Origin of the sequence: Methylosarcina fibrata AML-C10, assembly GCF_000372865.1 — a bacterium.
Taxonomy (GTDB): domain Bacteria; phylum Pseudomonadota; class Gammaproteobacteria; order Methylococcales; family Methylomonadaceae; genus Methylosarcina; species Methylosarcina fibrata.
This window is the reverse complement of record NZ_KB889965.1, coordinates 2,187,558-2,213,394: the sequence shown is the minus strand read 5'-3', so window position 1 is coordinate 2,213,394 and position 25,837 is coordinate 2,187,558. Positions and strand designations below refer to the sequence as shown.

Below are 25,837 nucleotides of genomic sequence, written 5' to 3'. Positions count from 1 at the left end.
TTAACGTTTATCGGTACGAAGCCGGCCTCCTTTCGCACGCTTCTGATCGTGATCAAACGCTTTCGGTTGTGAGGAAACCGGAATAGGACGATAGGCTCTTCTCCGGTTAATCAACTTCTCCAATCCTATGATCAAATAGATGAGTAGGCCGGCTGCCACGGTCAGCAGCCATTCGTCCTTGCCGATGGATTCGCTGTGAAAAAGCCAGTTCATCATGGGCAGATAGATGAAAGCGGCTTGCGCCAGCAACATGCCGATGATTCCAGGCCATAGCCACGGATTGGAAAACAGGCCGAGAGACAATATCGACCGGGTTAAAGAACGGCAATTCAGCAGATAAAAAGTCTGTCCGATAATGAACATATTCACGGCGGCGGTACGGGCTTTTTCGATGCTTTCTCCATGCAAGAGCTCCCATTCGAACAATCCGAAGGCGCCCCCGGTCAAAAGCAGACCGACCAGTACCGTGCGAAACATCAGGTGGCGCGTGAGAATCGGTTGCTCGGGATCGCGCGGCGCGCGCTGCATGATGTCGCTTTCACGGGCTTCGAAGGCCAGGGTCAATCCGAGAAACACGGCCGTGGTCATGTTGATCCACAATACCTGACCCGGCAGGATGGGCAGCGGGATGCCGGCAAACACCGCGATCAGTATGACCAGACCCTGGCCGATGTTCGTGGGCAGGGTCCAACCGATGAACTTTATCAGATTATCGTAAACGCCACGGCCCTCTTCGACCGCCGCGGCGATGGAAGCGAAATTGTCGTCGGTCAGCACCATGGCGGCTGCTTCCTTGGACACTTCGGTGCCGGTGATCCCCATGGCGACGCCGATATTGGCCTGCCGCAACGCGGGCGCATCGTTGACGCCGTCGCCGGTCATCGCCACGATATGACCCCGCGCCTGCAAGGCCTCCACCAGCCGGAGTTTCTGTTCGGGGGCGACCCGGGCAAATACCGAGGTGCGCTCGGCAATCTCCGGCAGGGCGGATTCCGGAACATTGGCCAGTGCTTTCCCTTCGAGGGCGCCGATATCGCCTCCGGCACCGACCAGACCGATTTGCCGCGCAATGGCCACCGCGGTTCCCAGATGATCGCCGGTGATCATTTTGATGCGGATTCCGGCGGTCCGGCACGCGGCAATGGCTAAGACGGCTTCGGGGCGGGGCGGGTCGATCATGCCTTGCAATCCCAAAAAACTCAGTCCTTCCGCGATTTCGGCGTGTTCGAGGGCGGCGCGGTCCTGAGGCAGTTCGCCGCGGGCGAAAGCCAGCACGCGCATTCCTTTTGCCGTCATCGCCTCAATCCGGGCATGAACGGCCGCAATGTCGAGGGGCGTTTTCCGAAGATTAGTGTCGAGGGCCGAATCGCAGCGCTGCAGGATGCTTTCCACGGAGCCTTTTAAATAGACATGATAGGCGTCCGCTGCCTGGTTGTGATGGAGAGTCGCCATGAACTGGTGGGCCGATTCGAAGGGAATGGCATCGATGCGGGGATGGGCTTGCGCCTGATCGGCATGATCCAGGCCTGCCTTGTGCGCGGAAATCAGCAAGGCGCCTTCGGTGGGATCGCCTTCCAGCTCCCAGCCTTCGTTTCCGGCTGCCAGGCGCGCATCGTTGCAAAGCAGCCCGGCCTTGAGACATTCCATCAGGGCCGGCCGGGTCCGGGGCTCGACGGGAATTCCGTCCTGGGAGAACCCGCCCCGGGGCTCATAGCCGGAGCCGGCGACTTCGTAGGCCTGACCGGCGGCGTAAATCGCTTGCACGGTCATCTGATTCTGGGTCAGGGTTCCGGTTTTGTCGGAGCAGATGACGGTTGTGCTGCCCAGTGTCTCGACCGCCGGTAGCTTGCGGATGATGGCATGGCGTTTGGCCATGCGCGCTACCCCAATGGCAAGGGTAATGGTCACGGCCACCGGCAGGCCTTCGGGAATGGCTGCCACGGCGAGAGCGACGGCGGCGATGAAACTGTCGATCGCTTCCTGTTCTCTCCACCATCCTGCCAAGAAAGTCACCAGGGCAAGGCCTAAAATGAACCACATCAACAGACGGCTGAATTGCCGTATTTTTCGGGTCAGCGGGGTTTCCAAATCGGAGGCTTCGGCAATCAACCGATTAATGCGGCCCAGTTCCGTATGATCGCCGGTTTCCACTACGAGTCCGATGCCGGTACCGAAGGTCACCAGCGTCGAAGAATAAGCCATATTGCTGCGTTCGGCCAATACCGTGCTTCCCGGCAGCCGGCCGGTTCGTTTCTCGACGGGTACCGATTCACCGGTGAGTGCCGATTCGTCGATCTGCAGGTCGCGCAGCTTGATGAGACGCAGGTCCGCCGGAACTTTATCGCCGGATTGCAGAAAAACGATGTCGCCGGGTACGAGTTCCGCCGCCGGAATCACTTTGCGCAAACCGTCCCGCAGCACGGCCGCACTGATGCTGAGTACCCTCGATAAGGCGTCGATCGCGCGCAGCGCGTTGAATTCCTGAATGAAACCGATCATCGCATTCAGAAACACGACGGCGAAAATAACGGCGGCATCCAGCCACGATTTCAAAAAACCGGTGATTAAGGCGGAGGCCAGCAGAATATAGATGAGAGAATCATGAAACTGCGATAAAAACAGGATCAGCGGACTCTTGCCTTTCTTGGTCGTCAGCCGGTTCGAACCATGAATCTGCTTTCGTTTTTCGGCTTCGGCATGAGCCAGCCCTTCCGATATCTCGACGCGAAGACTCTCAAACGCCTGCGCCTCGGTCATTTCATGCCAGTTTCGTTGAAAATTTTCGTTCATAGCAGTAGCCCGGAAGGTGATGGGTAAATGCTGAAAAGCTCCTTGGCTTTAACGGCTTGCGCCTGATTTCAAAAATTACCCTCATATCATTTGCAAAAAGTGCACGGAATCAGCAAGTGCGAGAAGCCGGCAGTGGAATTTCACTGTTCGGCGCTATCCCGTTTACCGGGATAGCGCATTGCAGTCCCTTTATTTCTTCAAGTGGTCCACAGCGTTTGATTCCGAACGGATTGTGAGGTTTTCAATCGGCTCGTTGTTTGTTTTCATTGATGATCAGCGTGTCGTTATAAAAATCCACTATCCCGGTCGTAATGTCATACGTGCCGCCGACAATCCCTATCGCGCCGCTTTGGATCATTTCCTTTAATATCGGGCTGCGCTGTTGAATACCGTGCACCGTGCGTTTGACATTGATGACCGAAACTTTCTCCACGAAGGTGTCATTGGCGGAGGTTCGGTTCTCGATTTCAGTCTTCTCTTCATAAACCGCCGGCTGCAATTTGGTCAGCAACGCGGTCAGATTGCCCATTTCGACATGATCGCACGCGCCTTTCACGGCGCCGCAGCGGGTGTGTCCCAGGACGACGATGATCTTGGAGCCGGCCACTTTGCAGGCAAACTCCATGCTGCCCAGAATGTCTTCATTGATGATGTTGCCGGCGATGCGAACGCTGAAAATATCGCCCAGTCCCTGATCGAAGATGAGTTCCGCCGAAGTGCGCGAATCGATGCAACTGAGGATGATCGCAAACGGATGCTGGCCGTCGGAAGTTTCGTTGGCTTGCTGCAAAAGATTGCGGTTGACCTTGAGATTATTGATGAAACGTTTGTTGCCTTCTTTCAGTAATTCCAGAGCCATTCCGGGCGTTATGGCAGCTTGCATTTCTTTGGTCAGTGTTTTCATTTCGGTACTCTTGTCTTGGTGTCAATAGGGTTTGCGGGGGCTGAATCGCAGCGTGTTCGGAGTCCTCGTCCGTAAGCAGGATAGAAAAGCAGAACCGGCTCCGGTGGTATATTTGCACTGGATAAGATGGGTTTGAATTTGTCTCCATGGCTAAGGGATGCGATGCGATAGTTTTGTTAATTAAAAAGATAGTAACACTATCTTTGTAAAATGCAATGCTTTCAAGTATAATTTTTTTAGGTCCGGCTAGTCTTGCTGAAACAACCGCTTTGCTGAGCTGCTCAATCGAAAAAGCTAATCAGGTGGCTATGGAAATACAGTTGCAGATAAAAATGAATGAAAAATTGTTTCTCCGGGATCCCGAGCAGTCCGAACTGGGGAAGAAGATCATTCGTCACAGCATCGAGCTGATTCACCAACACGGCTTCGAAGCGTTTACCTTTAAAAAACTGGCGGGGCACATCGGAACCACCGAGGCGGGCATTTACCGCTACTTCGAAAACAAGCACCGGCTGCTGATTTACATCGTGGCCTGGTATTGGAGCTGGCTGGAATATCAGGTTGTTTTCCAGACCAATAACATCGAAGATCCCGTGGTCAAGCTGAAGAAAGTGATCAAACTGCTGGCTTCCTCTGTCGAAGACGACAGAAACACCGGATACGTCGATGAAAGTCTGCTGCATCAGATCATCATCACGGAAGGCTCGAAGACTTACTTGACCAAGCGGGTTTCGGAAGACAACAAGGACCAGTTGTTCAAACCCTATAAAGATCTGTGCGCCATCCTCGGCAACATGATCCTGGAATGCAGCCCGACTTATCCATACCCGAAATCGCTCGCTTCCACAATCATCGAAATGGCGCATTTTCAAAATTATTTCATGAACAACCTGCCGTCGCTGACCGATTTCGGCGATCACAAAGATGAGTTGGAGATCGTTGATTTCCTTGAAGATCTGGTTTTTTCCTGTATAACGGGTTCGAAAAAAAACCGACATTGACCCCCGAGAATTATTTTTTAATGGGCTCCACATGCTACGTAAAATCCTGATCGCCAACCGGGGCGAAATTGCTGTCCGCATCATCCGGGCCTGCGCCGAAATGGGCATCCGCTCGGTCGCGATTTACACCGAAGCCGACCGCTTCGCTCTGCACGTCAAAAAAGCGGACGAATCCTACTGTATCGGCAGCGAGCCGGTGGCCGGTTATTTGAACGTGTATGCGCTGGTGGATCTGGCCGCCGCCACCGGCTGCGACGCGGTGCATCCGGGTTACGGTTTTCTTTCCGAGAATCCCCAGTTCGCCAGGGCCTGCAAGGAGCGGGGACTGATTTTCATCGGTCCCGACGCCGACATCATCCGGCGCATGGGCGACAAGACCGAAGCCCGAAAGGCGATGGTCGCGGCGGGGATTCCGGTCACGCCGGGTTCGGACGGCAATCTCGGCACGGTCGAAGAAGCGCTCGACGTCGCCGAACGGATCGGCTATCCGGTCATGTTGAAAGCCACTTCCGGCGGCGGGGGCAGAGGCATCCGGCGATGCGATAGCACCCAGGACCTGCGGCGCAACTATCAGCGAGTGATTTCCGAAGCCACCAAAGCTTTCGGCAGCGCCGAAGTCTTTCTGGAAAAATGCATCGTCAATCCACGCCATATCGAAGTGCAGATTCTGGCCGACCATGACGGCAACACGATTCATCTGTTCGAACGCGACTGTTCGATTCAGCGCCGCAATCAAAAACTGATCGAAATCGCTCCGTCGCCGCAACTGGACGAAGCGCAGCGCCAGTATCTGGGAGGCCTTGCGGTGCTGGCGGCGAAAGCGGTCGGTTATACCAACGCCGGCACCGTCGAGTTTTTGCTCGACGATCAGGGACGCTTTTATTTCATGGAAATGAATACCCGGGTCCAGGTGGAACACACCATTACCGAGACCATCACCGGCGTCGACATCGTCGAAGAACAAATCCGGGTCGCCGCCGGCCTACCGCTGCGCTTCAAGCAGGAAGAAATCGTCCGGCGCGGTTACGCGATTCAGTTCCGCATCAATGCCGAGGATCCGAAAAACGGTTTTCTGCCGAGCTTCGGCCGGATCTCCCGCTACTACGCGCCGGGCGGTCCCGGCGTGCGCACCGATACGGCCATTTACACCGGTTATGAAATCCCGCCGTACTTTGATTCGATGCTGGCCAAGGTCATCGTCAACGCGCTGACCTGGGAAGACGCCGTCAAGCGGGGCGAGCGGGCGCTGCGCGACATGGGACTGTTCGGCATCAAGACCACGATCCCTTATTATCTTGAAATTCTAAAACATCCGGAATTTCGGGAAGCCGATTTCAACACGGGATTTGTCGAAAAACATCCCGAACTGGTCCATTATTCGAACAAACCGAGACCGGAGGTGCTGGCCAGCGTGATTGCCGCCGCGATGGCCGCTCATACCGGACTATAACGAAGGAAATTCCATGTCAAAAGTTCATATTACCGATGTTATTTTACGGGACGCCCACCAGTCCCTGATCGCGACGAGGCTGCGTACCGAAGACATGCTGCCCGCCTGTCCGATGCTTGACGCAATCGGCTACTGGTCCCTCGAATGCTGGGGCGGCGCCACCTTCGATGCCTGTCTGAGGTTTCTCAAGGAAGACCCCTGGGAACGGCTCGGCCGGCTCAAGGCGGCCTTACCGAACACGCGTCTGCAGATGCTGGTGCGCGGCCAGAATCTTCTGGGTTACCGGCATTATTCCGACGACGTGGTGCGGGCGTTCATTCTGAAAGCGGCGGAAAACGGCATGGACGTGTTTCGGATTTTCGATGCCCTGAACGACGTCCGCAATCTGAAAACGGCGATCGAGGCTGCCAAGGACAGCGGCAAGCACGCCCAGGGCACAATCTGCTACACGACCAGTCCCGTGCACGACATCAAAAGCTTCGTCAATCTGGCCAGGGATCTGGCCGAAATGGGCTGCGACTCGATCGCGATCAAGGACATGGCCGGCTTGCTGACGCCTTTTGTCGCCGGCGAGCTGATCAGGGCGCTGAAAGAGGCGGTGGCAGTGCCTCTGCACCTTCATACCCATGCCACTTCCGGCCTTGCCGAAATGTGCCAGCTCAAGGCCATCGAGGCCGGTTGCCGGCACGTCGACACCGCCTTGTCGTCGTGGGCCGGAGGCACCAGCCATCCGCCGACCGAAAGCCTCGTCGCCGCGTTGCAGGGAACGGCCTTCGATACCGGCCTGGATCTGGCCAAATTGCAGGAAGTGAACGATTATTTCGCCGAAGTCAGAAAAAAATACCGCCGCTTCGAAAGCGAATTTACCGGCATCGACAGCCGGGTCCATGTGTTTCAGGTCCCGGGCGGCATGATCTCCAATCTGGCCAATCAACTGCGCGAACGCAACGCGCTGGACCGGATCGAAGAGGTCTATAAAGAGATTCCCGAAGTGCGCAAGGATCTGGGCTATCCGCCGCTGGTGACGCCGACGTCGCAAATCGTGGGCACTCAGGCCGTCATGAACGTCCTGACCGGCAAGCGTTACCAAACGATTACCAACGAAGTGAAGCGCTACCTGCAGGGCGGCTACGGCAAGGCGCCGGCGCCGGTCGACGCGGCGCTGCAGAAAAAGGCGATCGGTTCGGAAGAGCCGATCGATTGCCGGCCCGCCGACCTGTTGAAGCCCGAACTGGAGCAGTTGCGCCACGACATCGGCCAGTTGGCACTGAACGATCTGGACGTTTTAAGCTATGCGATGTTTCCCGAAGTCGGCCGGCAGTTTCTGGAGCAGCGTTCGAGCGGCAATTTGACTCCGGAACCTTTAATCGTCGATTCGCCCGAGGCCGACGCCGTGAAAAAGGCGCCGACCGAATTCAACGTGGCGCTCCACGGCGAATCCTATCACGTCAAGGTGACCGGCACCGGCCCCAAAAACCAGATGCTCAGGCATTTCTATTTCATGGTGGACGGCGTTCCCGAAGAAATCGTCGTCGAAACGCTGGATGAAATCGTGCTGGAAGGCGGTACTCTGGGGGCGGTGCAAAGCAACATCTCCCCGAAACGCCGCCGGCCGACCGCCGAAGGCGACGTCGGCGTCAGCATGCCCTGCAACATCCTGGAAGTGCTGGTCAAGGTCGGCCAGAAGGTGACGGCAGGGCAGGCGGTATTGATTACCGAAGCGATGAAGATGGAAACCGAAATCACCGCGCCGATTTCCGGCACCGTCAAAGCCGTGCACGTGGTCAAGGGCGAGCCGGCCAACCCGGATGAAGTGCTGATCGAAATCGACGGTCTCGGCTAATGACCGCCGTTCTGTTAGGATAACGCGATGAAACCCGTAGTTGCCGATGATGCCGCGATAGATTACGCCGCCGACCTGCTCAGAAAGGGCCGGCTGGTGGCCTTTCCGACCGAAACCGTCTACGGTTTGGGTGCCGATGCCGCCAATCCCGAGGCGGTGCGGAGGATTTTTCAAGTGAAAGGCCGCCCTTCGAATCATCCTTTGATCGTGCATCTCGCCGACGCAAATCAATTGGACGACTGGGCCGTGGAAGTTCCCGAGGCGGCAAGGCGGCTGGCAGCCCGTTTTTGGCCGGGACCTTTGGCGATGATTCTGAACAAGAAAGCCGAAGTGCCTCCGGAAGTGACGGGAGGGCAGCAGACGGTGGGGCTGCGCGTGCCGGACCATCCGGTGGCCTTACGCCTGTTGCGGAAGTTCGGCGGCGGCATCGCCGCGCCTTCGGCGAACCGTTTCTGCAGGATCAGTCCCACGCAGGCGCTGCATGTCCAGGAAGAGCTGGGCGAGGAGGTGGACCTGATTCTCGACGGCGGCCCATGCGAGGTCGGGGTGGAATCGACCATCATCGACTTGAGCGGACCGCAGCCCAGGCTGCTGAGATCCGGAAAAATTACCGTTCCCGAGCTTGAACGAGTATTGAACGCGCCGTTGCAGCTACCTTCTTCCGTGCAGGAAGAAGGCATTCGCGCGCCGGGCATGATGGCCGTCCATTATGCCCCTTCCAAGCCCGCCTATCGCTGTTCTGCAGAGCATATCGCGGAAGCGGTCAAACAATGCACCCGGCAAAAGCTGCACGTCGGCCTGCTGCTGTACCGCGAGACGGTTCCGTCCAGCCGGCGTATCCATGCCGTTCGAATGCCGGAGCAACCCGAGGCGTATGCCCGAAGGCTGTATTCCGCCTTGCGCGACCTGGACCATCTGCGCATCGACAAGATTCTCGTGGAAGAGCCGCCGGAAGGGGAGGCCTGGCGCGCGATCAACGACCGTCTGCACAAGGCTACTTTGCCGCTTTGATCGGCATATCCGAAGGCTACCTTCCGTCATGACGATCTTCGACACCGCAGCCTGGCGGGAACGCCTGGAATTCGACCGCCGGCATCTCTGGCATCCTTACACCTCGCTGTCGGCTCCGGATCCCGTTTATCCGGTGGAGTCCGCCGACGGCGTCCTGCTCACGCTGGCGGACGGCCGGCGGCTGATCGACGGCATGTCGTCCTGGTGGTCGGCGATCCACGGATACAATCATCCGAATCTGAACGAGGCGGCCACCCGGCAACTGCACCGCATGGCGCACGTGATGTTCGGCGGCCTTACCCATGCGCCGGCGACCGATCTGGGCGCGCGCTTGTTAAGACTGGCGCCTGAAGGGCTCGAAACGGTATTTTTCAGCGATTCGGGCTCGGTCGGCGTCGAAGTGGCGCTGAAAATGGCAATCCAGTACTGGCAGGCGCGGGGCCAGAGCGGCAAAAACCGCTTTATCGCCTTGACGGGCGGCTATCACGGCGATACTTTCGGAGCGATGGCGGTGTGCGATCCGGTGAACGGCATGCATCATTTGTTTACCGGGATTCTTCCCCGGCATGAGTTCGCTCCTCGCCCCGAGTGCCGGTTCGGGGAGCCCTGGCGAGCCGGCGACGCTCAGGCGCTGGAAGAGGTGATTGCCCGGCACGCCGACCGCTGCGCCGCCCTGATTCTGGAGCCGGTCGTGCAGGGTGCAGGCGGCATGTGGTTTTACCATCCGGAGTATCTGGCGGCGGCGCGCAGGCTTTGTGACCAGTACGAAATCTTGTTGATCGCCGATGAGATCGCCACCGGCTTCGGCCGCACCGGCCGGCTGTTCGCCTGCGAGCACGCAGGGATTGCGCCGGACATCCTTTGCCTGGGCAAGGCCCTGACCGGAGGCTATTTGTCGTTCGCCGCCACTCTGGCCACTTCCGAAGTGGCGCAAACCCTCTCGTCGGGAGAAGCCCGCTGCTTCATGCACGGGCCCACATTCATGGCCAATCCGCTGGCGTGCTGCATCGCTTCGGCCAGTATCGACCTGTTGCTGGAGTCGGACTGGCAACGGCGCATCGCACGGATCGAACAGGCGCTGGCGAAGGGACTGGAGCCTTGCCGTGCCCTGCCGGGAGTCGCCGACGTCCGGGTGCTGGGCGCGATCGGCGTCGTGGAAACGATTGATCCGGTGCCCGTGACCAAAGTCCAGCAAGCGCTGGTGGCAGCCGGCTGTTGGCTGAGGCCGTTCGGCCGGTTGATCTATACGATGCCGCCTTATATCATTACCGAAGAGCAACTCGAAACGCTGACGGCGGCCATGTATGCCGCGGTAAAGTCGCTGTAAAACCGGAAAGCGGCGGCCATGCTTTGTATCGAGAGCCCAGCGACAGCTTATTCTCCTTAGAGTTGATCGTTCTTGTAACGACGACTCTGTTTACTTCGAGGCTACTTTCATGATCGACTGGAATACAACTTATGCGGCGATTTGGCGGCAACGCCAGGAATATCTGCGCCCGGTGATGCAATTGGACTCGATTCGCCTGGACGACCTGCTCGGTATCGACAGCCAGAAGCAGCAACTGATCGACAATACGGAAAAGTTTCTTGCCAGACAGCCGGCCAACAACGCCTTGCTGTGGGGCGCCCGAGGCACCGGCAAATCCTCGCTGATCAAGGCCCTTTTGAACGCCTACAGGGACCGCGGGCTTAGAATGATCGAGGTCGATAAACAGGATCTAATCTATTTGCCGGAAATCGTCGACGACATCCGCGATCATCCCAGGCGCTTCATTATTTTCTGCGACGACCTGTCTTTCGAAACCGGCGAAAGCCGCTACAAATCGCTGAAGAGCGTGCTGGAAGGATCGCTCGAACTGCCGCCGGAAAATGTGCTGCTTTACGCCACCTCGAACCGTCGCCATCTGCTCCCGGAATATTTGCGCGACAACCTGGACACGCGGCTCGTGGACGGCGAGGTGCATTATTCCGATGCCGTGGAAGAGCAGATTTCGCTGTCCGACCGGTTCGGGCTGTGGCTGCCGTTTTATCCGCAGCCCGTTCAGGGTTATCTGGACATCGTCGACAGTTATTTTCCAGGTTATGCCGGGGACCGCGACGCGCTGCATCGGGCGGCTCTGGAATTCGCCCAAACGAGGGCGGCGAAGAGCGGCCGAACGGCCAGGCAGTTTTATAACTTCTTCGCAAAATCTTCCGATCGGGAACCGGGCGGAACCGGCTGAACCCGGAAGCCGCTCGAGGAATCAGGCCAGAGGCAGCGGCGCCTGCGGCCGAAACCGCAGGCGTTGTTTTCCTTCAAGCGAAACGTTATTTCTTGAAGTTGTTGACGACGATGCGGCCGCCCGAGACGACCAGATCCGGATATTCCAGCAATTTAAAGCGTTCGAAGGGATTGCCTTTGACCGCGATCAAATCCGCGGGCGCGTTCGGAGTCAATGTGCCCAGCTTGTCGATTCCGAGGTTTTCGCCTGCTCCGGAGGTGGCCGCCTTAAAGACGTTGAGCACGTCGGCCGCATCGATGCCGTCGCCGCTGGTCAAATGCAGCATCAGATGCATTTCCTGACCGTTGACGCCCCAGGGCACATTGTCGTGCCCGATTTCGGATCCGTAGATAAATTCCGAGCCGGTATCGCTGGCCAGAGCCATCATGCCGGCCAGCTTACGGACATTGTCGTAAATGCCGGAACAGGATCCGAGCGTATCGATCGTGGTGACCACTTTGACGCCCTGATCGACCGCCTGCTGCAATAAATCCTCGTCGATGGCGGCGCAGGGTGTGTGCGCCCATTCGTCGACCTGACCTTCGAGAGCCAACTGTGCTCCGGTATTTTCGCCGATATGGGCGGTTACCCGTTTGCCCAGGGCATGCGCCTTGGCCACAATTGCCTGGACCGTTTCCAGAGACAACAGAGGCCAGGGCGTTGCCGGGACCGGCTGATCGCCGTGCGGTTCCATCCACGGGGCGCCGGATTCGCCGCCGGGCTCCAGGGCTATTTTAATGACTGCAGCGCCGCCGTCGGCCAGTTGCTGAACGACTTCTTCCGCTTCCTGAACCGTGCCGACCGGAATGCCGATCTGGTCGTAGCCGCCCGAGCCGCCGCCGAACACGTTCAACGGATAGCCGCCGGGAGCCTGAATGATGGGGCCGGCGCTCAGGATCCGCAATTGACCTTCGCCGCCGAAAGGCGCCAGCAAGGGACCGCCCGTATCCCGAACCGTGGTGATGCCGTGCTTCAAGACGATGTCGGAATTGACGTTCTGAAAGGTCAGATGCGCATGCGATTCGATGAATCCCGGCATCAGCGTGGCATCGCCCAGATGTTTTCTTTTGCTGCATTGTTTTTTCAACTCGTCGAAGGTGCCGACCTCTGCGATTTTATCTTTTTTGACCAGTACCGCCGCGTCGCTGAGCAATTCGAAGCCGTCGAACACCCGGTCGGCCGTATAGATTCTGCAGCGCGGCGGCTTTTTGGTTTTGGTCGAAGCCGTGCTGCTCCCGTCGCCGGTGCCGTGGGCGACTGCGTTCATGGCGAGCCCCTGGCTCAGGATCAAAACCAGCGCCAGCCGGGCCGGCTCGATTAAACGATTTCTGTTTTTCATTGTTTCTCCATCGATATTTTCTTTGTGGATTGACGCATTGCGGCAAATCATCGGGCGTCTTAACGGTACGGCTCTCGATCGGGCGCTTGATCCGGATGCTCCTTTCAGTGCCTGGATCGGTTTTTTCGCAAATTTGACTTGCCGAATGAACCGCTCCAATAATACTCGGCGAGCGGGGCGGCGCGCCTTGCGCATTCGTATGCGAAAAGGATTTTTTCGTATGCAAAAGTGAGTGCTTAAAAAAGAGGATTGGATGGGTAACAGCCATTGGCGAAAGCTTAAAACCGACGATCTGCCGTCTTGTCGTCTTGAGTTGCGCAATTGCCTCTCCCAGCATTTGCCGGAGGAGCTGGGCTTCGGATTTTCCGAGATATTCCGGCTCGATCACGACTTGAGCTATATCGAAACCCGTTTTGCGCCTGCCGCGCCCGTGGCCATACTGAGCCGAATGGATCTTCGGGAACCGAGGCTGGTCGTCACTCTGGGATTAACCGGAACATCGCGTTTCGTCGGCGCTCGCGGCGAGGAAATTCTTTTTACCGAAGGCTACACGACCATTACCGCGTTCCATTCCAGCGACGGCGAACGGCAATACGAAGCGGACAAATCCCTGGTGCAGATGCGTTTCTCTGTGAGCAAAAGCTGGTTGGGCCGATATTTCGGAGAAAATCGGGCATCGCCTTTCTTTACCGGGGACGAAGTCCGGACTGTGGCTCGGCGGCCGATTTCCGGTCTGGCGCTCAATGCAAGCCGGCAGTTGCTGGCCGGCAAGGAAACCGAGGACGCCGGAAACCTATTGATGCATGGGCAGTCCTTGCTCATCCTGTCTGCCGAACTGAGCCCTCTGTTCGAAAACGAGTCCCATTCATCCGCGCGCATCAACGCCAGGGACAAGGCCATGGCCCATCAGGCCAGGGACATCCTGTTCGAGGAATTCAAAAATCCGCCGTCTCTGGCCGAGCTGGCCGCACGCGTCGGGACCAATCCGTTCAAATTGAAGCAGATCTTTCGTCGTTATTTCAACCGGACGCCTTACGGCCTGTTGTTTGAATTCAGAATGGAGAAGGCCTATCGTCTTCTGGAAGCGACGCGCTGCCATGTCGCCGTTGCGGCCGATCACGTCGGCTACCATCACGCCAGCAATTTCAGCGCGGCTTTTTTCAAGCATTTCGGCATTTCACCGAAACAGGTCGCCAAACGTTAGTTCGTTTCCGGCTGCGGATACGGAGCATCGCGTGCAGGAATGAATTGATCGCGAATTGGGACGAATGCATTCGCTCGGTAAACGTAATGAAAAAACGTGCCGGCATTCGTACTCCTTCGGCTCGGCCCGAATTCCTGACCGCCGCGATGCCGGCAAAGCCCTGCCGACGAAAACAGAAAAGCCGGCTTGCCTTCCTTCTTGTGCTGTCAAAGTCCGGCGCATTTCGATTTTCCTATCGTAAAAGTATGTTTTTGGCCTTTGCAGGAGCCGTCCGCGCGTTTAAACTAGCGGACAGGAGGATATGCAGTATCATGCCAGCGATTCTTCGGCCGGCGGAAAATCAGGGTGATTGACGTTTAAATAAAAAAGCTCGAGCTTTAATAATAAAAATTCTTTTACTGTGAGGAGGTAAACGATGAATAACAACGACCCATGCGGAAAAATCATGACCTGGACCGCAAGAGCTTCAGGTTTGCCGGGAAAAAAGCCGAAAAAGCGGTCCTTATTGATCTTGTCCGCCTTGATGCTTTTCCTCGGTTTGCCGTCGGTTGTCCATGCGCATAGGGGCAGCAGCGACGAAGCCGATCCCTGCCGCGTTAAGATCGGCGATGAATGGCTTCATTTTTCCGCTTATACGCCCAAATTTTCGGGCAGCAAGAGTTTCTGCAGGTCCATTCCCAAAGTCGGCATGACCAATCTGGTGTTCGATTATGAAGGCGATAAACTGCGTGCGGTGAGCATGGAGTTCGAGGTGACCAAGGAGCCGGAAGGAACAAGGGTGTATTACCGCGCTCCCGATACGACCAAAACCGGTACCGTAGACGGCACGGTCGACTTCAGCCAGTTCGGTCCCGGAAACTATCGGGCTCACGTCACTCTCGTCGATCAGGGCGAAAAGGTGGATACGCACATTCCTTTCTCGGTGGGCATCGAAGGCGACGAGACTTTCATCAAGATCAAGAAATTTTTGTACACGTTTCTGATTTGTGTGGTGATTGTGCTGGCGAGCATCAAGTTCGCCCGCGGCAAGACGAAAAAAGATAAGTTGGCCGAATCGTCGGAGGGATAAGGCATGAGACCGGTGTTCCGGGGCGTATGGGAACTGATCGGGCTGAAAATAGAAACTGCCGCTCGGTTTTAAGTTAATGAAAGAGGCGCTCTGATTCAGGCGGATATGAATTCGACGTGGACGATGGGCCTATCGGCTACGACCGCCGAGCAGACCGCTTCGCCCAGGTCGAGATCCTGCGTGTGCCAGCCGGAGGCCGGGCCGCAATCGGCGGGAACGCTCAACCAGAGGGCCGGATGTTCCGGATCGATGACGCAGCGGTGCAGCCCCTGTCCGATGCCGCGTCCCGTCGCCTTGACGAACGCTTCCTTTCGGGTCCAGTACCGGTAAAACTCGCGGTTTTTGTCGGAGTCGGGAAGCGCCTGCCACCAGGCGGCTTCGACTTCGGCAAAACACTTGGCGACCAGGGCCCGGAGATTCGGCCGCGGTTTACAGGTTTCAACATCGATGCCAAGCCGGCAATTTCGGCCGACGGCAATGATCAACCTGTCGCCGGTATGCGACAGGTTGAAGGCCAGCTCGGGATAATCGGCGAGATAAGGCTTGCCGTGTTCGGTTCGGTGAATTCGTATCGCCTGCGGCGGCTCGCCGACGGTTTGAGACAGTATGTTTCGGAGCATGCCGTACGATGCGACAAAGCGCCGATGCGAGCGCTCATTGGTGATCGCGGCAGCCCGCCGATGCTCGTCGGAATCGAGCAGTTGCCGGCAGGCTTGATAATCGGCTTCGTCGATCGTCAACCGGCGCTGCCACAGTTGCAGCGATAGCGGGGATATCGAAAGACGGCTCATCAAGGGCGCACCGGTTCGTCGCCGGAAAAATCCGACTTAATAGCGGGGTTTGGTATCATATGGCATTCTACGAACTCAACCGGAAACCCGATGCTGGACCGAAACGAACGCCGACGACTCGAATCCGACCTTGTTTTACACTGGATCATTGCAGCCTTTCTGTTTGTTCTGCTGGTGACGTACGTCGTTATCTGCCATTTTCTGGGCGAGCAATTCCGGCAGCATTTGCCGGAATCGCAGCGGGAGGTGCTGAGAACGGTCTTCTATGCCGTCGCCATTATCATTTTTCCCTTGACCAATCTGATCAGGCACGTCATGGTGCGCTTGAATCAAACCATGCCGGGCACGGCACCGCCCGGGCAGCGCTATCTGACGACGGTCGTCGTTTGCCTGTCGCTCGTCGAAAGCATCGGCGTCATGGGGCTGATTTTATTCATTCTGGGGGATGATTTTAACACGCTTTACATATTTTCCGGGCTCGCTCTGTTGGGCCTGTTTTTACACCGGCCCAAACCCGATGAATATGCAAGTATCGTCGACGAGTTGTCCGCCAAAGGCGGGCAATGACGGAACCCGAAGGAGGGGCCGCCGTTTTCCGTTTCGGCCGATCAACCGGCAGGCCGGAACAGTGACTTCTCCCGGGGCTTGAATCGGAAACTAAAAATGCGATCCCATGCCTTCGTCGGTGTCGGTCAGCATCATCTCGTCGTTGGCAAAATTGCCGGCTTCGGCGCCCAATTTGATCATCAGGCGCACTTCGTTCCGCGAGTCGGCCGAATTCAGCGCATCGTCGTAGCTGATCTTGCCGGCGGCGTACAGATCGTACAAGGCTTGGTCGAAGGTCTGCATGCCGTGTTCACGGGAGTCTTTCATCAGTTCCTTGAGTTTATGGACTTCGCCTTTGCGAATGTAATCCTTGGCCAGCGGCGTGTTGATCAGTATTTCGATCGCCGGATAGCGCCCCTTGCCGTCCACCCGTTTGATCAACTGCTGAGCGACGATGCCGCGCAGGTTCAGGGACAGGTCCATGAACAACTGGCCGTGCATTTCATCGGGAAAGAAATGGAGAATCCGGTCGATCGCCTGGTTGGCGTTGTTGGCGTGCAGCGTCGCCAGGCACAAATGCCCGGTTTCGGCAAAGGTGATCGCATTCTGCATGGTGTCGCGGGTCCGGATTTCGCCGATCAGAATCACGTCCGGCGCCTGACGCAGGGTGTTTTTTAGAGCCACTTCATAGGATTCGGTATCGACGCCGACTTCGCGCTGGGTGATGATGCATCCCAGATGCGGATGTTCGAACTCCATCGGATCCTCGATGGTGATGATGTGGCCGCTGGAGTTTTGGTTGCGATGCTTGATCAGGGCCGCCAGCGAAGTCGATTTACCGGTGCCGGTGCCGCCGACGAAAATGACCAGGCCCCTTTTTTCCATGATCAGGTCTTTCAATACGGGCGGCAGGTGCAAGGATTCGGCATCCGGAATGACGTTTTCGATCCGGCGCAAAACCATGCCGGCCGCGTCCCGCTGAATGAAGGCGCTGACCCGGAAGCGTCCGAGATCGGGCAGGCTGATCGCAAACTGGCATTCCTTGGTATGATCGAATTCATCCTTCTGGCGATCGGTCATGATGCTCAAGACCACTCGCATCGATTGTTCCGGCGTCAGCGGAGTCTTGGCGACTTCCACCATGGAGCCGTCGACCTTGAGGGTCGGAGCACGGCCGGCAGTGATAAACAAGTCGGACGCCTTTTTTTGCACCATTAATGCCAGTAGCGCTTTAAAATCCATAATTTTTCCTCCAACCCCGAACCGTTGACGTCACGTCGTAAGATAATGATGATTAACTGGTAATTTAAGGTTTCCTTTCGCTTCGGGACTTTCATCCGAAGCGGGGCGGATTATCGGAACAAGTCTTTGTTAACCGCTTTGGTCATGGCTATTTTGGCGTTCACCAGGCCTTTATCGACCAGTTCCTTCAGATTTTGATCCAGCGTCTGCATGCCGTCCTTGCGTCCGGTCTGGATCGCCGAATACATCTGCGCGACCTTGGCTTCGCGAATCAGGTTCCGGATCGCGGGCGTGCCGACCATGATTTCATGAGCGGCGATGCGTCCGCCGCCGACTTTTTTCAGCAGCGTTTGGGAAATGACCGCCTGCAGCGATTCGGACAACATCGAGCGGATCATGTCTTTTTCGGCGGCCGGAAACACGTCGATGATCCGGTCGATCGTCTTGGCCGCGGAGGTGGTGTGCAGCGTGCCGAAAACCAGGTGACCGGTTTCCGCCGCGGTCAGAGCCAGCCGGATGGTTTCCAGATCGCGCATTTCGCCGACCAGGATGACGTCGGGGTCTTCCCGCAGCGCCGAACGCAAGGCTTCGTTGAAGCCGTGAGTGTCGCGGTGGACTTCGCGTTGGTTGATCAGGCATTTCTGGCTTTCGTGGACGAATTCGATCGGATCTTCGACGGTCAGGATGTGAGCGTAATCGTTGGTATTGATGTGATTGATCATGGCCGCCAGCGTCGTGGATTTGCCGGAACCCGTGGGGCCGGTCACCAGAATCAGCCCGCGCGGCTTGCGGGTCACTTCTTCGAAAAACTTGGGCGCTTTCAGGTCGTCCAGGCTCAGAATCTTGGAAGGAATCGTACGGAACACGCCGGCCGCGCCCCGCTCCTGATTGAACGCATTGACCCGGAAGCGGGCGACGCCGGGCAGTTCGAAGGAAAAGTCGGTTTCCAGAAATTCTTCATAGTCCCGGCGCTGTTTGTCGTTCATGATGTCGTAAATCAGCGCGTGCACGGCTTTGTGGTCCAGGGCCGGCACGTTGATACGGCGGATGTCGCCGTCGACCCGGATCATCGGCGGCAGACCGGCCGACAGGTGTAAATCCGACGCATTGTTTTTAACTGAAAAAGCCAGTAATTCGGCAATGTCCATAACATCCTCGAAGAGTATCAAGACGGAAGTTGAATTTTCTCCTTACACAATAGTTCAACTGTTTGACTTTTTGAAGGCGTATTGTTTAATAATCGGAGCTGATTCAAATAATCTTGTGGCGGGAAATGATTACTGAAAATCTTGAATTGATTCGAAACCGGATCCGGGCGAGTTGCAATCAATGGCATCGCGATCCGGCGGACGTATTGCTGCTGGCCGTCAGCAAAACCAAGCCGGCCGCCGACATTGCCGAAGCGTATCTGGCCGGGCAGCGCCATTTCGGCGAAAGCTATTGCCAGGAGGCGTTAAAAAAACAGCAGGAACTGGGCGCTTACGACATCACCTGGCATTTTATCGGACCGATTCAATCCAATAAGACCAAATGGCTGGCGAGAGATTTCGGATGGGTGCACAGCGTCGACTCGCTGAAGATCGCCCGCCGCCTCAGCGAGCAGAGACCGGCCGGCTTGCCGCTGCTGAACGTCTGCCTGCAAGTTAATATCAGCGGTGAAGCCAGCAAATCGGGAATTGCCCTGGCGGAACTGCCGGAGCTGGTCGAGCAAGTGGCGGCGCTGCCCCGGTTAAGGCTGCGCGGCGTCATGGCCATTCCCTCGCCGGAAACGGATTTCGAGAAGCAGCGCGTGCCTTATCGGACGCTCTATCGTGCGGTCAAGCGTCTTGACGATCCAAAGCTGGATACCTTTTCTTTCGGCATGACCGACGATCTGGATGCGGCAATTGCCGAAGGGTCGACCATCGTACGCATCGGTACGGCCATTTTCGGCGCACGGCAGCGGTAAGGTCGGGAGTCTACCGAGTCTTTGCAAAAAACGATCAGGCCAGTCTGGCATCCAGCACGGCGATGGCCTCTTCGCACTCGATGACTTTCTTGCCCGCATTCAATATGTAGTCGGCCAGGCCGGTAATGGCGCGCCAATAGCCCGGATGATTGATGAAACGGTAGGCCGCACCGAACAATTCGGCTATTTTCTTTTCTTTCTGTTCGGGATCGCTCAATAAGCAGTCCAGGTATTCGTGAGCGGTTTTCAGGTCGGACAAGCCGCCGTAATAGTGCAGGGCGTGCAAATTGACCAGGCGCGGATTGATCAGCTCGTTATCGCGCAGCGCCACGTATTTGGCTTCGGCCAGGGGACCTACCAGCAGATTCATGATGTCGGCCTCGAATGCCTGTTGATAGGCCTGTTTTTCCTGGGAAGAAAAACGACAGGTGGCCTCCTGCAGCGAGGACGGCAGCGTATGGATCAGTCGGCCGCCTTCGATCCATGCGTAAAGAGGGCTTTGAGAAGAACAAGAACGGCTGCTCTCCGGATGAACGTCTCTGACGGGTTCTTTGATGAAAATCTGGAAAAAGATCGGCGGCAGTTGTTTCTCTTTATTGCTGATGTAAATGGCCGCTGCATGGCCGGCTTCGTGAATGGCGGTTTTCCTGTTCAGCTCATAGGGGTGTAACTGGAAATTTGATCTTTTTGTTGAAAAGCTCCTGTTCATGACACACCTCGATTGAAAAAAAATGCGGACGAAGCTGCCGCCCGCATTATGAGAGAGGAAGGATGATAACTAATGAAGTTTTCTAAAGCACTTGCAGAAGTCGGGTAAAGTCTAACGGCTTCATCTGGACGTGAAAATGTGGCAAATTGCCGCGCGACAAAAGATCGCAGTTTTTGGCTTGAATCTTGCTAGATCCATTGGTTTGTCTAGCGCAAATCCAGGAATGGCGCGGCTTTCGGAAGGAGTGCGCGGATTTTTTAGGGGAAATCACTGATAGGAATAAGTCATATCCCGCAGTTTAATTCTTTGCGTGCTTTTAGTACAAGATCAGGTAAACTGGCGGCCAATAAAAAACCAATAATGACAGATCAAGAGGAAATCATGATCAGCTCTATTTATGCCGGCTTGCTGGCTTTCTGGATCGTATGGCTATCGTTGCGCGTGATCAAACTGCGCCGGGCAAAAAGGATTCGGCTCGGCGACGGGGGCGATTCCGAGCTTCAGACGGCCATTCGCGCGCAAGGCAATGCTGTGGAATATGCGCCTCTCTCGCTGATCTTGCTGGTTCTGCTCGAGTTTAATCATGCTCATGCGGCCCTGGTGCATCTGGGGGGCGTGGTTCTTGTTGCCGGGCGAGTGGCGCATGCCCGAGGCTTGCTGACCGACAACCTTCGATTTCGAGTACTGGGCATGCAGTTGACTTTTTTCACTCTCATCGGTCTGGCCATACTCAATCTGGCGTATGTGATTTATGGAGGAGTCCGGGCGTTTTAGCAGGATGCAGAGACTGCATTGGAACCGGAGTTGCCGGCCGGCGATTCGAAAAGCGCCATCGTTCGGCAAAGTAAAAAGCGGAGGCGTCGATCGGAAGCACGAATGAAATGGATTGGAGCGCTTTTTCTCCTCAATTGCGCGGCCTTGCCGGCCTCGGCCGCCGATATTGCTCTGGACGTCGGCCATTTTCTCGAACGGCCGGGCGTCATCAGCGCCAGCGGCGCTAAAGAATGGGAGTTGAACCGGCTGCTTGCTCTCGAAATCGCCGGACGTTTGGACCGGGCACGGCTCAGCCGTCAATTGATCGGAGACGACGGCCACATGGCGGACCTTGCCGAAAGGACCGTCGCCGCTCGCGGAGATCGCCTCTTTCTTTCGATCCATCACGATTCCATCCAGCCGGAATGGCGGCCGCGCGCCGGAGAGTTCAGCGGATTTTCGCTGTTCGTGTCGAGAAAAAATCCCAGATTTCAGGACAGCCTGGCGTGCGCCCGAAAAATCGGTGCGAAACTGCTGGCGGCCGGCTTTCGGCCTTCCGGCTATCATGCCTTGCCGGTCCGGGGCGAAAATCGCCCGTTCGCCGACGAGAAAACCGGAGTGCATTATTTCGACGATCTGGTCGTTTTAAAGAGCGCGCGGCAGCCCGCGGTGCTGATTGAAGCCGGCGTCGTCGTCAATCCGGTCGATGAACTGAAGGTGACGGGCAGGGAAGGGCGAAGACGGGTTGCCGAGGCTATTGCGTCGGGTGCGGCCGAATGTTTGAGCCCTGCGAGCGACAGGCGGACCCTCGAGGCGGAACAATAATGGCTGCCGGCTTTGGCCGCTCGGCTCCTTTTCTCAGGACCGAACCGGAGCGGGAGGAGAAGACGGGCAGGGCCTCCGGTTATTCTGATCCAAAATCCATCGGCTAAAGAATTAAAAACAGACTAAGCCGTTTTCCGCGTCAGCTTCAAATATTTCTGATACAAACTGTCCTTGCTTTCGACATGCTCGGGGTCCTTGTTGATGCAGTCGACCGGGCAGACTTCCATGCATTGAGGCGTATCGTAATGGCCGACGCACTCGGTGCACAGCGCCGGGTCGATGACATAAATTTCCTCACCCTGGGAAATGGCGCCGTTGGGGCATTCGGGTTCGCAGACATCGCAGTTGATGCATTCGTCATGAATAATAAGAGACATACGTTACCTAACTAAACTTTTCAATTAACCGTTGATGGACCAGATCGGGGACGAAGCTGGAGACATCGCCTTTCAACTGGGCGATTTCTCTGATCATGCTCGACGAAATAAATTCATATTGTTCGGCCGGGGTCAAAAACACCGTTTCCAGGTCGGGCGCGAGCCGCCGGTTCATGCCGGCCAACTGAAATTCGTATTCGAAATCGGAGACGGCGCGAAGACCTCTTAGGATCACGTGGGCGTTTTGCTTTTTGGCGAATTCGACCAGCAGCGAGTCGAAGCCCTTGACCTCGACGTTACCGAATTCGGTAGTGACTTCGCTGGCCATGGCGACGCGTTCCTCCATCGAAAACAGCGGGGTTTTGCCCTTGTTCAGCGCGACCGCGACGATGATTCGGTCGTAGAGTTTGGCCGCTCTGGCGATCAAATCCAGATGGCCGCTCGTGATGGGGTCGAAGGTACCGGGATAGATGGCGATAATATTCATCAAAAGGCGCTAAAATTGAGAATTTTATACCAAATTGCAAATAAATAAAAAGTCAGTCGGCCCTCTGGAATAGACGATAGGCGACGTCGCCGGCCGTTTTGCTTTTCAGAAGCTGCCAGTTTTCCGGCATGCCCGTTAAATCGGCATGGCTTTCGCTCTCCACGTAGATTTTACCGTGGCGGTTCACCCAGCCTTTTTGTTCCAGCCGCCGGCACGTGGGAACCGCCAGATGCCGGTCAAAAGGCGGATCCAGAAAAACCAGGTCGAACGGTTCTTCCGTCTCATCCGACAGAAAACGCAGGACGTCCATTTGCACGATTTTAACCTGCTCGGCGGCCAGTACTGCGGCATTGTCTTTCAGGCTCAGGCAGGCCTGCGGGTTGTTTTCGACCTGGACCACGAGCCTTGCGCCCCGCGACGCCGCCTCAATGCCGAGCGCCCCGCTGCCGGCATATAAGTCCAGACAGCGGCTGCCCCGGACGTCGTTCTGCAGCCAGTTGAACAAAGTTTCCCTGACCCGGGCCGGCGTCGGCCGCAAGCCCGGCGCATCGGCAAAGCGCACGCACCGGCTGCGCCATTCGCCGCCGATGATCCGTAACTTATTTTTCACCTTCGGCTTTCGTGCTGTCGCCCACGGTAACCGTCTGGAGCCGGTTCAGGTCGATATGACGCTGAAAAGCTTCGGCCACGGACGGGGCGGTCACCTGTTCCACCTTTTGTTGAAAAGTATCCAGATAGTCGAGCGGCAATTGATGAAAACCGATCATCGCCACGGTATTGGCCAGTTTCTTGTTGGTGTCGAAGCGCATCGCGAAGCCGCCGGTGATGTTTTTCTTGGCGGCGCTCAGTTCTTCTTCGGTCGGGCCTTTTTTGATGAAATCCGTCAGCGTTTGATTGAGAACCTTCAGCGCCTCGGCCGTTTGGTCGTTGCGGGTCTGGAGGCTCAGCACGAACGGGCCTTTTTTCACCATCGGAATGAATGAGCTGGAAGCGCTGTAAGCGAGCCCGCGCTTTTCCCGGATTTCTTCAAAAAGCTTTGAAACCAGGGAACTGCCGCCGAGGATGTGATTGCCGACATAGAGGCTGAAAAAATCGGGATCCTTTCGGTCGATTCCGGGCAGTCCCACCAGAACGTGGGTTTGCGTGGAGGGAAACTCCTGGTGCAGGGTCTGCGCCTTCTCCGGCATGACCACGTCCGGTAGCGGCGCGGGTTTCGAACCTTCGGGAAGATGACTCAGCAGCTTTCCGGCGGTTTGTTCGGCCTGCTCTCTGGACAGATCGCCGACGATAACGACGATGGCATTGGCGGCAACATAATACTGCCGATAAAACCGGCGCAGATCCTTCGCGTTCAGCTTCGATACGGTGTCGATGTCACCGGCTTCGGGATGGGCATAAGGATGATTGCCGTACAAGGCCTTGTAAAAAGCGATGTTGGCCAGCTCGGCCGGCGATTCTTCCCGTTGCTTCAGGGCGGCCAGGGTGCGTTTCTTTTCGCGTTGAAAATCTTCCTCGTTGAATGCGGGTTTGGCCAGAATTTCCTGTAAAGTGGTCAACGCCTTGTCGAACAGAGGTTTTTCCGTCAAGGTCCGCAGCGACACCGTGGCCATGTCGTTGGAAATGCCGGCGCTAAACTCGGCGCCGACGCTTTCGAACCGCCGGGCGATGTCGTCGGCGTTCCATTGGCCGGCGCCGCTGTCGAGAAGATTCGCCGTCAGCGAGGACAGGCCGTACTGCTTCCCATCCCTTGCGCTGCCGGCGTCGAAGACCACCACGACGTCGGCCAGGGGCAAGCTTTCGGTGCGCACGAAATAAACCCGGCTGCCTTGTTTCGTTTGCCAATGCTCGATTTTTGCGATCGCCCAAACCGGCTGGCTGCACAGCAGCAAGATCAAACCCAATAGACTGATACGCATTACTTGTCTCCCTTGTTGCCGGCGGCGTTTTCATTGATGGATTGAGGCTCCAGATAGGCCACGTTCAGGTGGTCGTCGATCAGATATTTCTGCGCCACCTTGAGCACCTGCTCTGCGGTCACCTGATTGACTTTCCCGACGTATTCGTCGGCTTTTTGCCAGCCCAGGCCGACCGTTTCCAGCATGCCGAGCTGCATGGCCTGATAGAAATTGGAATCGCGTTCGTAGATGGCGTTGGCGGACACCTGGGCTTTCACGCGTTGCAACTCGTCGGGGTCCACCGGCTTGCGCTGCAGCCGGGCGATTTCGTTCTTTAATTCCGTTTCCAGTTCGGATACCGTTTTGCCTTCGGCCGGAGTGGCTTCCAGTTCGAACAGGCTGGGCAGGCGCGAAGCCAGATTGTAGCTGGCTCCCGCCGCGACGGCGATTTGCTTGCCGCGCACGAGATCCGAACTCAGCCGGGCGCTGCTGCCGCCGTCGAGGATGCCCGCCAGAACTTCCAGCGCGTAGGCTTCCCATTCCTGTTCTACCGAGGTCAGCGACGGCACTTTGTAGCCCATCACGATCGACGGCAGTTTGGCCGGAACCTTGACCGTCATTTTGCGGAGGCCAAGCTGCGGCATTTCGGTTTGCGGCTTGACCGGTTTGATTTCGCTGGTCTTGAGCTCGGCGAAATACTGTTCGGCCAGGTCGAATACGGCTTTCGCCTGGACGTCGCCGACCACGACCAGCGTCGCGTTGTTCGGGGCGTACCAGCGCTGATACCAGGCCTGAAGGTCTTCGATCGTATAATTGGCGATATCGGCCGGCCAGCCGATGACCGGATGCTTGTAAGGACTGTTGGTGAACGCCATCGCCATGAAATATTCGCCCATTTTGGCCTGCGGATTGTCGTCGGTGCGCATCCGCCGCTCTTCGGTGACCACCTGGAGTTCCTTTTTCAGCTCGTCGGCCAACAGGTGCAAATGACGCATGCGGTCCGCTTCCAGTTCGAAGCTGACCGCCAGCCTGGATGACTCCATCGTTTGAAAATAAGCCGTGTAATCCTGGCCGGTGAACGCGTTTTCCTGGCCGCCGTTTTCGGCGATGATTCGGGAGAACTCTCCCGGCGGATGTTTGTCCGTTCCTTTGAACATCATGTGCTCGAGCATGTGCGAGATGCCGGTGAGGCCGCCCGGCTCGTAGCTGGAGCCGACCTTGTACCAGATTTGCGACACCGCCACCGGCGACCGGTGGTCTTCCTTGACCAGAACTTTCAGCCCGTTTTTCAGGATGTGTTCCGACACCCGGGGTTCCGAACCCGCGGCAAGAGCGGGCAGGCCGAGCAGTAATGCACTTAATAAACGCTGTTTCATGTCTCCCTCTTCGTTA

At 56.8% G+C, this 25,837-nt stretch carries 25 protein-coding genes; 13 read left to right on the top strand and 12 right to left on the bottom strand.

The genetic code is table 11. The features are described 5' to 3' along the window. Both A3OW_RS0110560 and A3OW_RS0110555 read right to left on the bottom strand, forming a co-directional pair. On the bottom strand, nucleotides 1-2,790 hold the full coding sequence (locus tag A3OW_RS0110560) for a cation-transporting P-type ATPase (protein WP_020563412.1): 2,790 nt from the start codon (nucleotides 2,788-2,790) through the stop codon (nucleotides 1-3). A gap of 241 nt (nucleotides 2,791-3,031) precedes the next feature. Beyond that, nucleotides 3,032-3,694: a carbonic anhydrase family protein gene (locus A3OW_RS0110555; protein ID WP_020563411.1), complete on the bottom strand. Its 663-nt coding sequence runs from the start codon at nucleotides 3,692-3,694 to the stop codon at nucleotides 3,032-3,034. 332 nt (nucleotides 3,695-4,026) lie between these two features. On the opposite strand from A3OW_RS0110555, the gene A3OW_RS0110550 reads away from it, so the two are divergent. From A3OW_RS0110550 to A3OW_RS0110525, 6 genes are all read left to right on the top strand, one after another. Beyond that, nucleotides 4,027-4,695, top strand: a complete 669-nt coding sequence (locus A3OW_RS0110550; RefSeq protein WP_232422362.1) for a TetR/AcrR family transcriptional regulator — start codon at nucleotides 4,027-4,029, stop codon at nucleotides 4,693-4,695. A gap of 31 nt (nucleotides 4,696-4,726) precedes the next feature. Next, nucleotides 4,727-6,145 (top strand): acetyl-CoA carboxylase biotin carboxylase subunit, encoded by a 1,419-nt coding sequence (locus A3OW_RS0110545; RefSeq protein ID WP_020563409.1) that lies wholly within the window; start codon nucleotides 4,727-4,729, stop codon nucleotides 6,143-6,145. Nucleotides 6,146-6,158: 13 nt separating this feature from the next. Continuing rightward, nucleotides 6,159-7,988, top strand: a complete 1,830-nt coding sequence (gene oadA / locus A3OW_RS0110540) for a sodium-extruding oxaloacetate decarboxylase subunit alpha (protein WP_020563408.1) — start codon at nucleotides 6,159-6,161, stop codon at nucleotides 7,986-7,988. A 27-nt stretch (nucleotides 7,989-8,015) separates the two neighbouring features. Beyond that, nucleotides 8,016-8,999 (top strand): L-threonylcarbamoyladenylate synthase, encoded by a 984-nt coding sequence (locus A3OW_RS0110535; protein ID WP_020563407.1) that lies wholly within the window; start codon nucleotides 8,016-8,018, stop codon nucleotides 8,997-8,999. 28 nt (nucleotides 9,000-9,027) lie between these two features. Further along, entirely contained in the window at nucleotides 9,028-10,326 is a 1,299-nt protein-coding gene (gene bioA / locus A3OW_RS0110530) for an adenosylmethionine--8-amino-7-oxononanoate transaminase (protein WP_020563406.1), read from the top strand. A 109-nt stretch (nucleotides 10,327-10,435) separates the two neighbouring features. Continuing rightward, a complete protein-coding gene (locus tag A3OW_RS0110525) occupies nucleotides 10,436-11,221 on the top strand; it encodes an ATP-binding protein (RefSeq protein ID WP_020563405.1) in 786 nt (261 codons plus the stop codon). 85 nt (nucleotides 11,222-11,306) lie between these two features. On the opposite strand, the gene A3OW_RS0110520 is transcribed toward A3OW_RS0110525, so the two are convergent. Further along, on the bottom strand, nucleotides 11,307-12,599 hold the full coding sequence (locus A3OW_RS0110520) for an amidohydrolase family protein (protein ID WP_033412426.1): 1,293 nt from the start codon (nucleotides 12,597-12,599) through the stop codon (nucleotides 11,307-11,309). A gap of 253 nt (nucleotides 12,600-12,852) precedes the next feature. Here A3OW_RS0110520 and A3OW_RS0110515 point away from each other — a divergent pair, with 253 nt between their 5' ends. The 3 genes from A3OW_RS0110515 to A3OW_RS24705 all read left to right on the top strand — a co-directional run bounded on the left by A3OW_RS0110515 (nucleotide 12,853) and on the right by A3OW_RS24705 (nucleotide 14,872). Further along, the gene (locus A3OW_RS0110515) at nucleotides 12,853-13,803 is read left to right on the top strand and encodes a helix-turn-helix transcriptional regulator (protein ID WP_020563403.1); all 951 of its coding nucleotides are present in this window, start codon (nucleotides 12,853-12,855) and stop codon (nucleotides 13,801-13,803) included. Nucleotides 13,804-13,889: 86 nt separating this feature from the next. After that, the gene (locus A3OW_RS27825; RefSeq protein WP_157385872.1) at nucleotides 13,890-14,156 is read left to right on the top strand and encodes a hypothetical protein; all 267 of its coding nucleotides are present in this window, start codon (nucleotides 13,890-13,892) and stop codon (nucleotides 14,154-14,156) included. Between the two features lie 62 nt (nucleotides 14,157-14,218). Further along, nucleotides 14,219-14,872: a hypothetical protein gene (locus A3OW_RS24705; RefSeq protein WP_157385871.1), complete on the top strand. Its 654-nt coding sequence runs from the start codon at nucleotides 14,219-14,221 to the stop codon at nucleotides 14,870-14,872. A gap of 95 nt (nucleotides 14,873-14,967) precedes the next feature. On the opposite strand, the gene A3OW_RS0110495 is transcribed toward A3OW_RS24705, so the two are convergent. Continuing rightward, nucleotides 14,968-15,663, bottom strand: a complete 696-nt coding sequence (locus tag A3OW_RS0110495; RefSeq protein ID WP_020563399.1) for a 4'-phosphopantetheinyl transferase family protein — start codon at nucleotides 15,661-15,663, stop codon at nucleotides 14,968-14,970. 90 nt (nucleotides 15,664-15,753) lie between these two features. Between A3OW_RS0110495 and A3OW_RS0110490 the strand changes: the two genes are divergently transcribed. Next, nucleotides 15,754-16,230: a hypothetical protein gene (locus A3OW_RS0110490; protein ID WP_020563398.1), complete on the top strand. Its 477-nt coding sequence runs from the start codon at nucleotides 15,754-15,756 to the stop codon at nucleotides 16,228-16,230. A gap of 90 nt (nucleotides 16,231-16,320) precedes the next feature. Here A3OW_RS0110490 and A3OW_RS0110485 read toward each other — a convergent pair whose 3' ends face one another. Continuing rightward, the gene (locus A3OW_RS0110485) at nucleotides 16,321-17,451 is read right to left on the bottom strand and encodes a PilT/PilU family type 4a pilus ATPase (protein ID WP_020563397.1); all 1,131 of its coding nucleotides are present in this window, start codon (nucleotides 17,449-17,451) and stop codon (nucleotides 16,321-16,323) included. 110 nt (nucleotides 17,452-17,561) lie between these two features. Next, nucleotides 17,562-18,599, bottom strand: coding sequence for a type IV pilus twitching motility protein PilT (locus tag A3OW_RS0110480; RefSeq protein WP_020563396.1), 1,038 nt, complete (start codon nucleotides 18,597-18,599; stop codon nucleotides 17,562-17,564). A gap of 125 nt (nucleotides 18,600-18,724) precedes the next feature. On the opposite strand from A3OW_RS0110480, the gene A3OW_RS0110475 reads away from it, so the two are divergent. Continuing rightward, nucleotides 18,725-19,399 carry a YggS family pyridoxal phosphate-dependent enzyme gene (locus A3OW_RS0110475; RefSeq protein WP_020563395.1) on the top strand — a complete coding sequence of 225 codons (675 nt, stop codon included), beginning with the start codon at nucleotides 18,725-18,727 and terminating at the stop codon, nucleotides 19,397-19,399. 34 nt (nucleotides 19,400-19,433) lie between these two features. Here A3OW_RS0110475 and A3OW_RS0110470 read toward each other — a convergent pair whose 3' ends face one another. Then, nucleotides 19,434-20,108 (bottom strand): hypothetical protein, encoded by a 675-nt coding sequence (locus A3OW_RS0110470; protein WP_020563394.1) that lies wholly within the window; start codon nucleotides 20,106-20,108, stop codon nucleotides 19,434-19,436. Nucleotides 20,109-20,489: 381 nt separating this feature from the next. On the opposite strand from A3OW_RS0110470, the gene A3OW_RS0110465 reads away from it, so the two are divergent. Continuing rightward, nucleotides 20,490-20,882 (top strand): MAPEG family protein, encoded by a 393-nt coding sequence (locus A3OW_RS0110465; RefSeq protein WP_026223484.1) that lies wholly within the window; start codon nucleotides 20,490-20,492, stop codon nucleotides 20,880-20,882. Nucleotides 20,883-20,984: 102 nt separating this feature from the next. Continuing rightward, complete coding sequence (locus tag A3OW_RS0110460; RefSeq protein WP_157385870.1) at nucleotides 20,985-21,686, top strand: N-acetylmuramoyl-L-alanine amidase; 702 nt, start codon at nucleotides 20,985-20,987, stop codon at nucleotides 21,684-21,686. Nucleotides 21,687-21,808: 122 nt separating this feature from the next. On the opposite strand, the gene A3OW_RS0110450 is transcribed toward A3OW_RS0110460, so the two are convergent. Genes A3OW_RS0110450 through A3OW_RS0110430 form a run of 5 tightly spaced genes read right to left on the bottom strand, consistent with a single transcriptional unit; the run spans nucleotide 21,809 to nucleotide 25,821 of the window. Further along, nucleotides 21,809-22,063: a YfhL family 4Fe-4S dicluster ferredoxin gene (locus A3OW_RS0110450; protein WP_020563390.1), complete on the bottom strand. Its 255-nt coding sequence runs from the start codon at nucleotides 22,061-22,063 to the stop codon at nucleotides 21,809-21,811. Nucleotides 22,064-22,070: 7 nt separating this feature from the next. Then, the gene (coaD, locus tag A3OW_RS0110445; protein ID WP_020563389.1) at nucleotides 22,071-22,550 is read right to left on the bottom strand and encodes a pantetheine-phosphate adenylyltransferase; all 480 of its coding nucleotides are present in this window, start codon (nucleotides 22,548-22,550) and stop codon (nucleotides 22,071-22,073) included. A gap of 52 nt (nucleotides 22,551-22,602) precedes the next feature. Continuing rightward, complete coding sequence (rsmD, locus tag A3OW_RS0110440) at nucleotides 22,603-23,160, bottom strand: 16S rRNA (guanine(966)-N(2))-methyltransferase RsmD (RefSeq protein ID WP_020563388.1); 558 nt, start codon at nucleotides 23,158-23,160, stop codon at nucleotides 22,603-22,605. Beyond that, the gene (locus A3OW_RS0110435) at nucleotides 23,150-24,466 is read right to left on the bottom strand and encodes a M16 family metallopeptidase (RefSeq protein ID WP_020563387.1); all 1,317 of its coding nucleotides are present in this window, start codon (nucleotides 24,464-24,466) and stop codon (nucleotides 23,150-23,152) included. Before A3OW_RS0110435 ends, rsmD begins: the two co-directional genes overlap by 11 nt. Beyond that, entirely contained in the window at nucleotides 24,466-25,821 is a 1,356-nt protein-coding gene (locus A3OW_RS0110430; RefSeq protein WP_020563386.1) for a M16 family metallopeptidase, read from the bottom strand. Before A3OW_RS0110430 ends, A3OW_RS0110435 begins: the two co-directional genes overlap by 1 nt. Nucleotides 25,822-25,837: the final 16 nt, after the last annotated feature.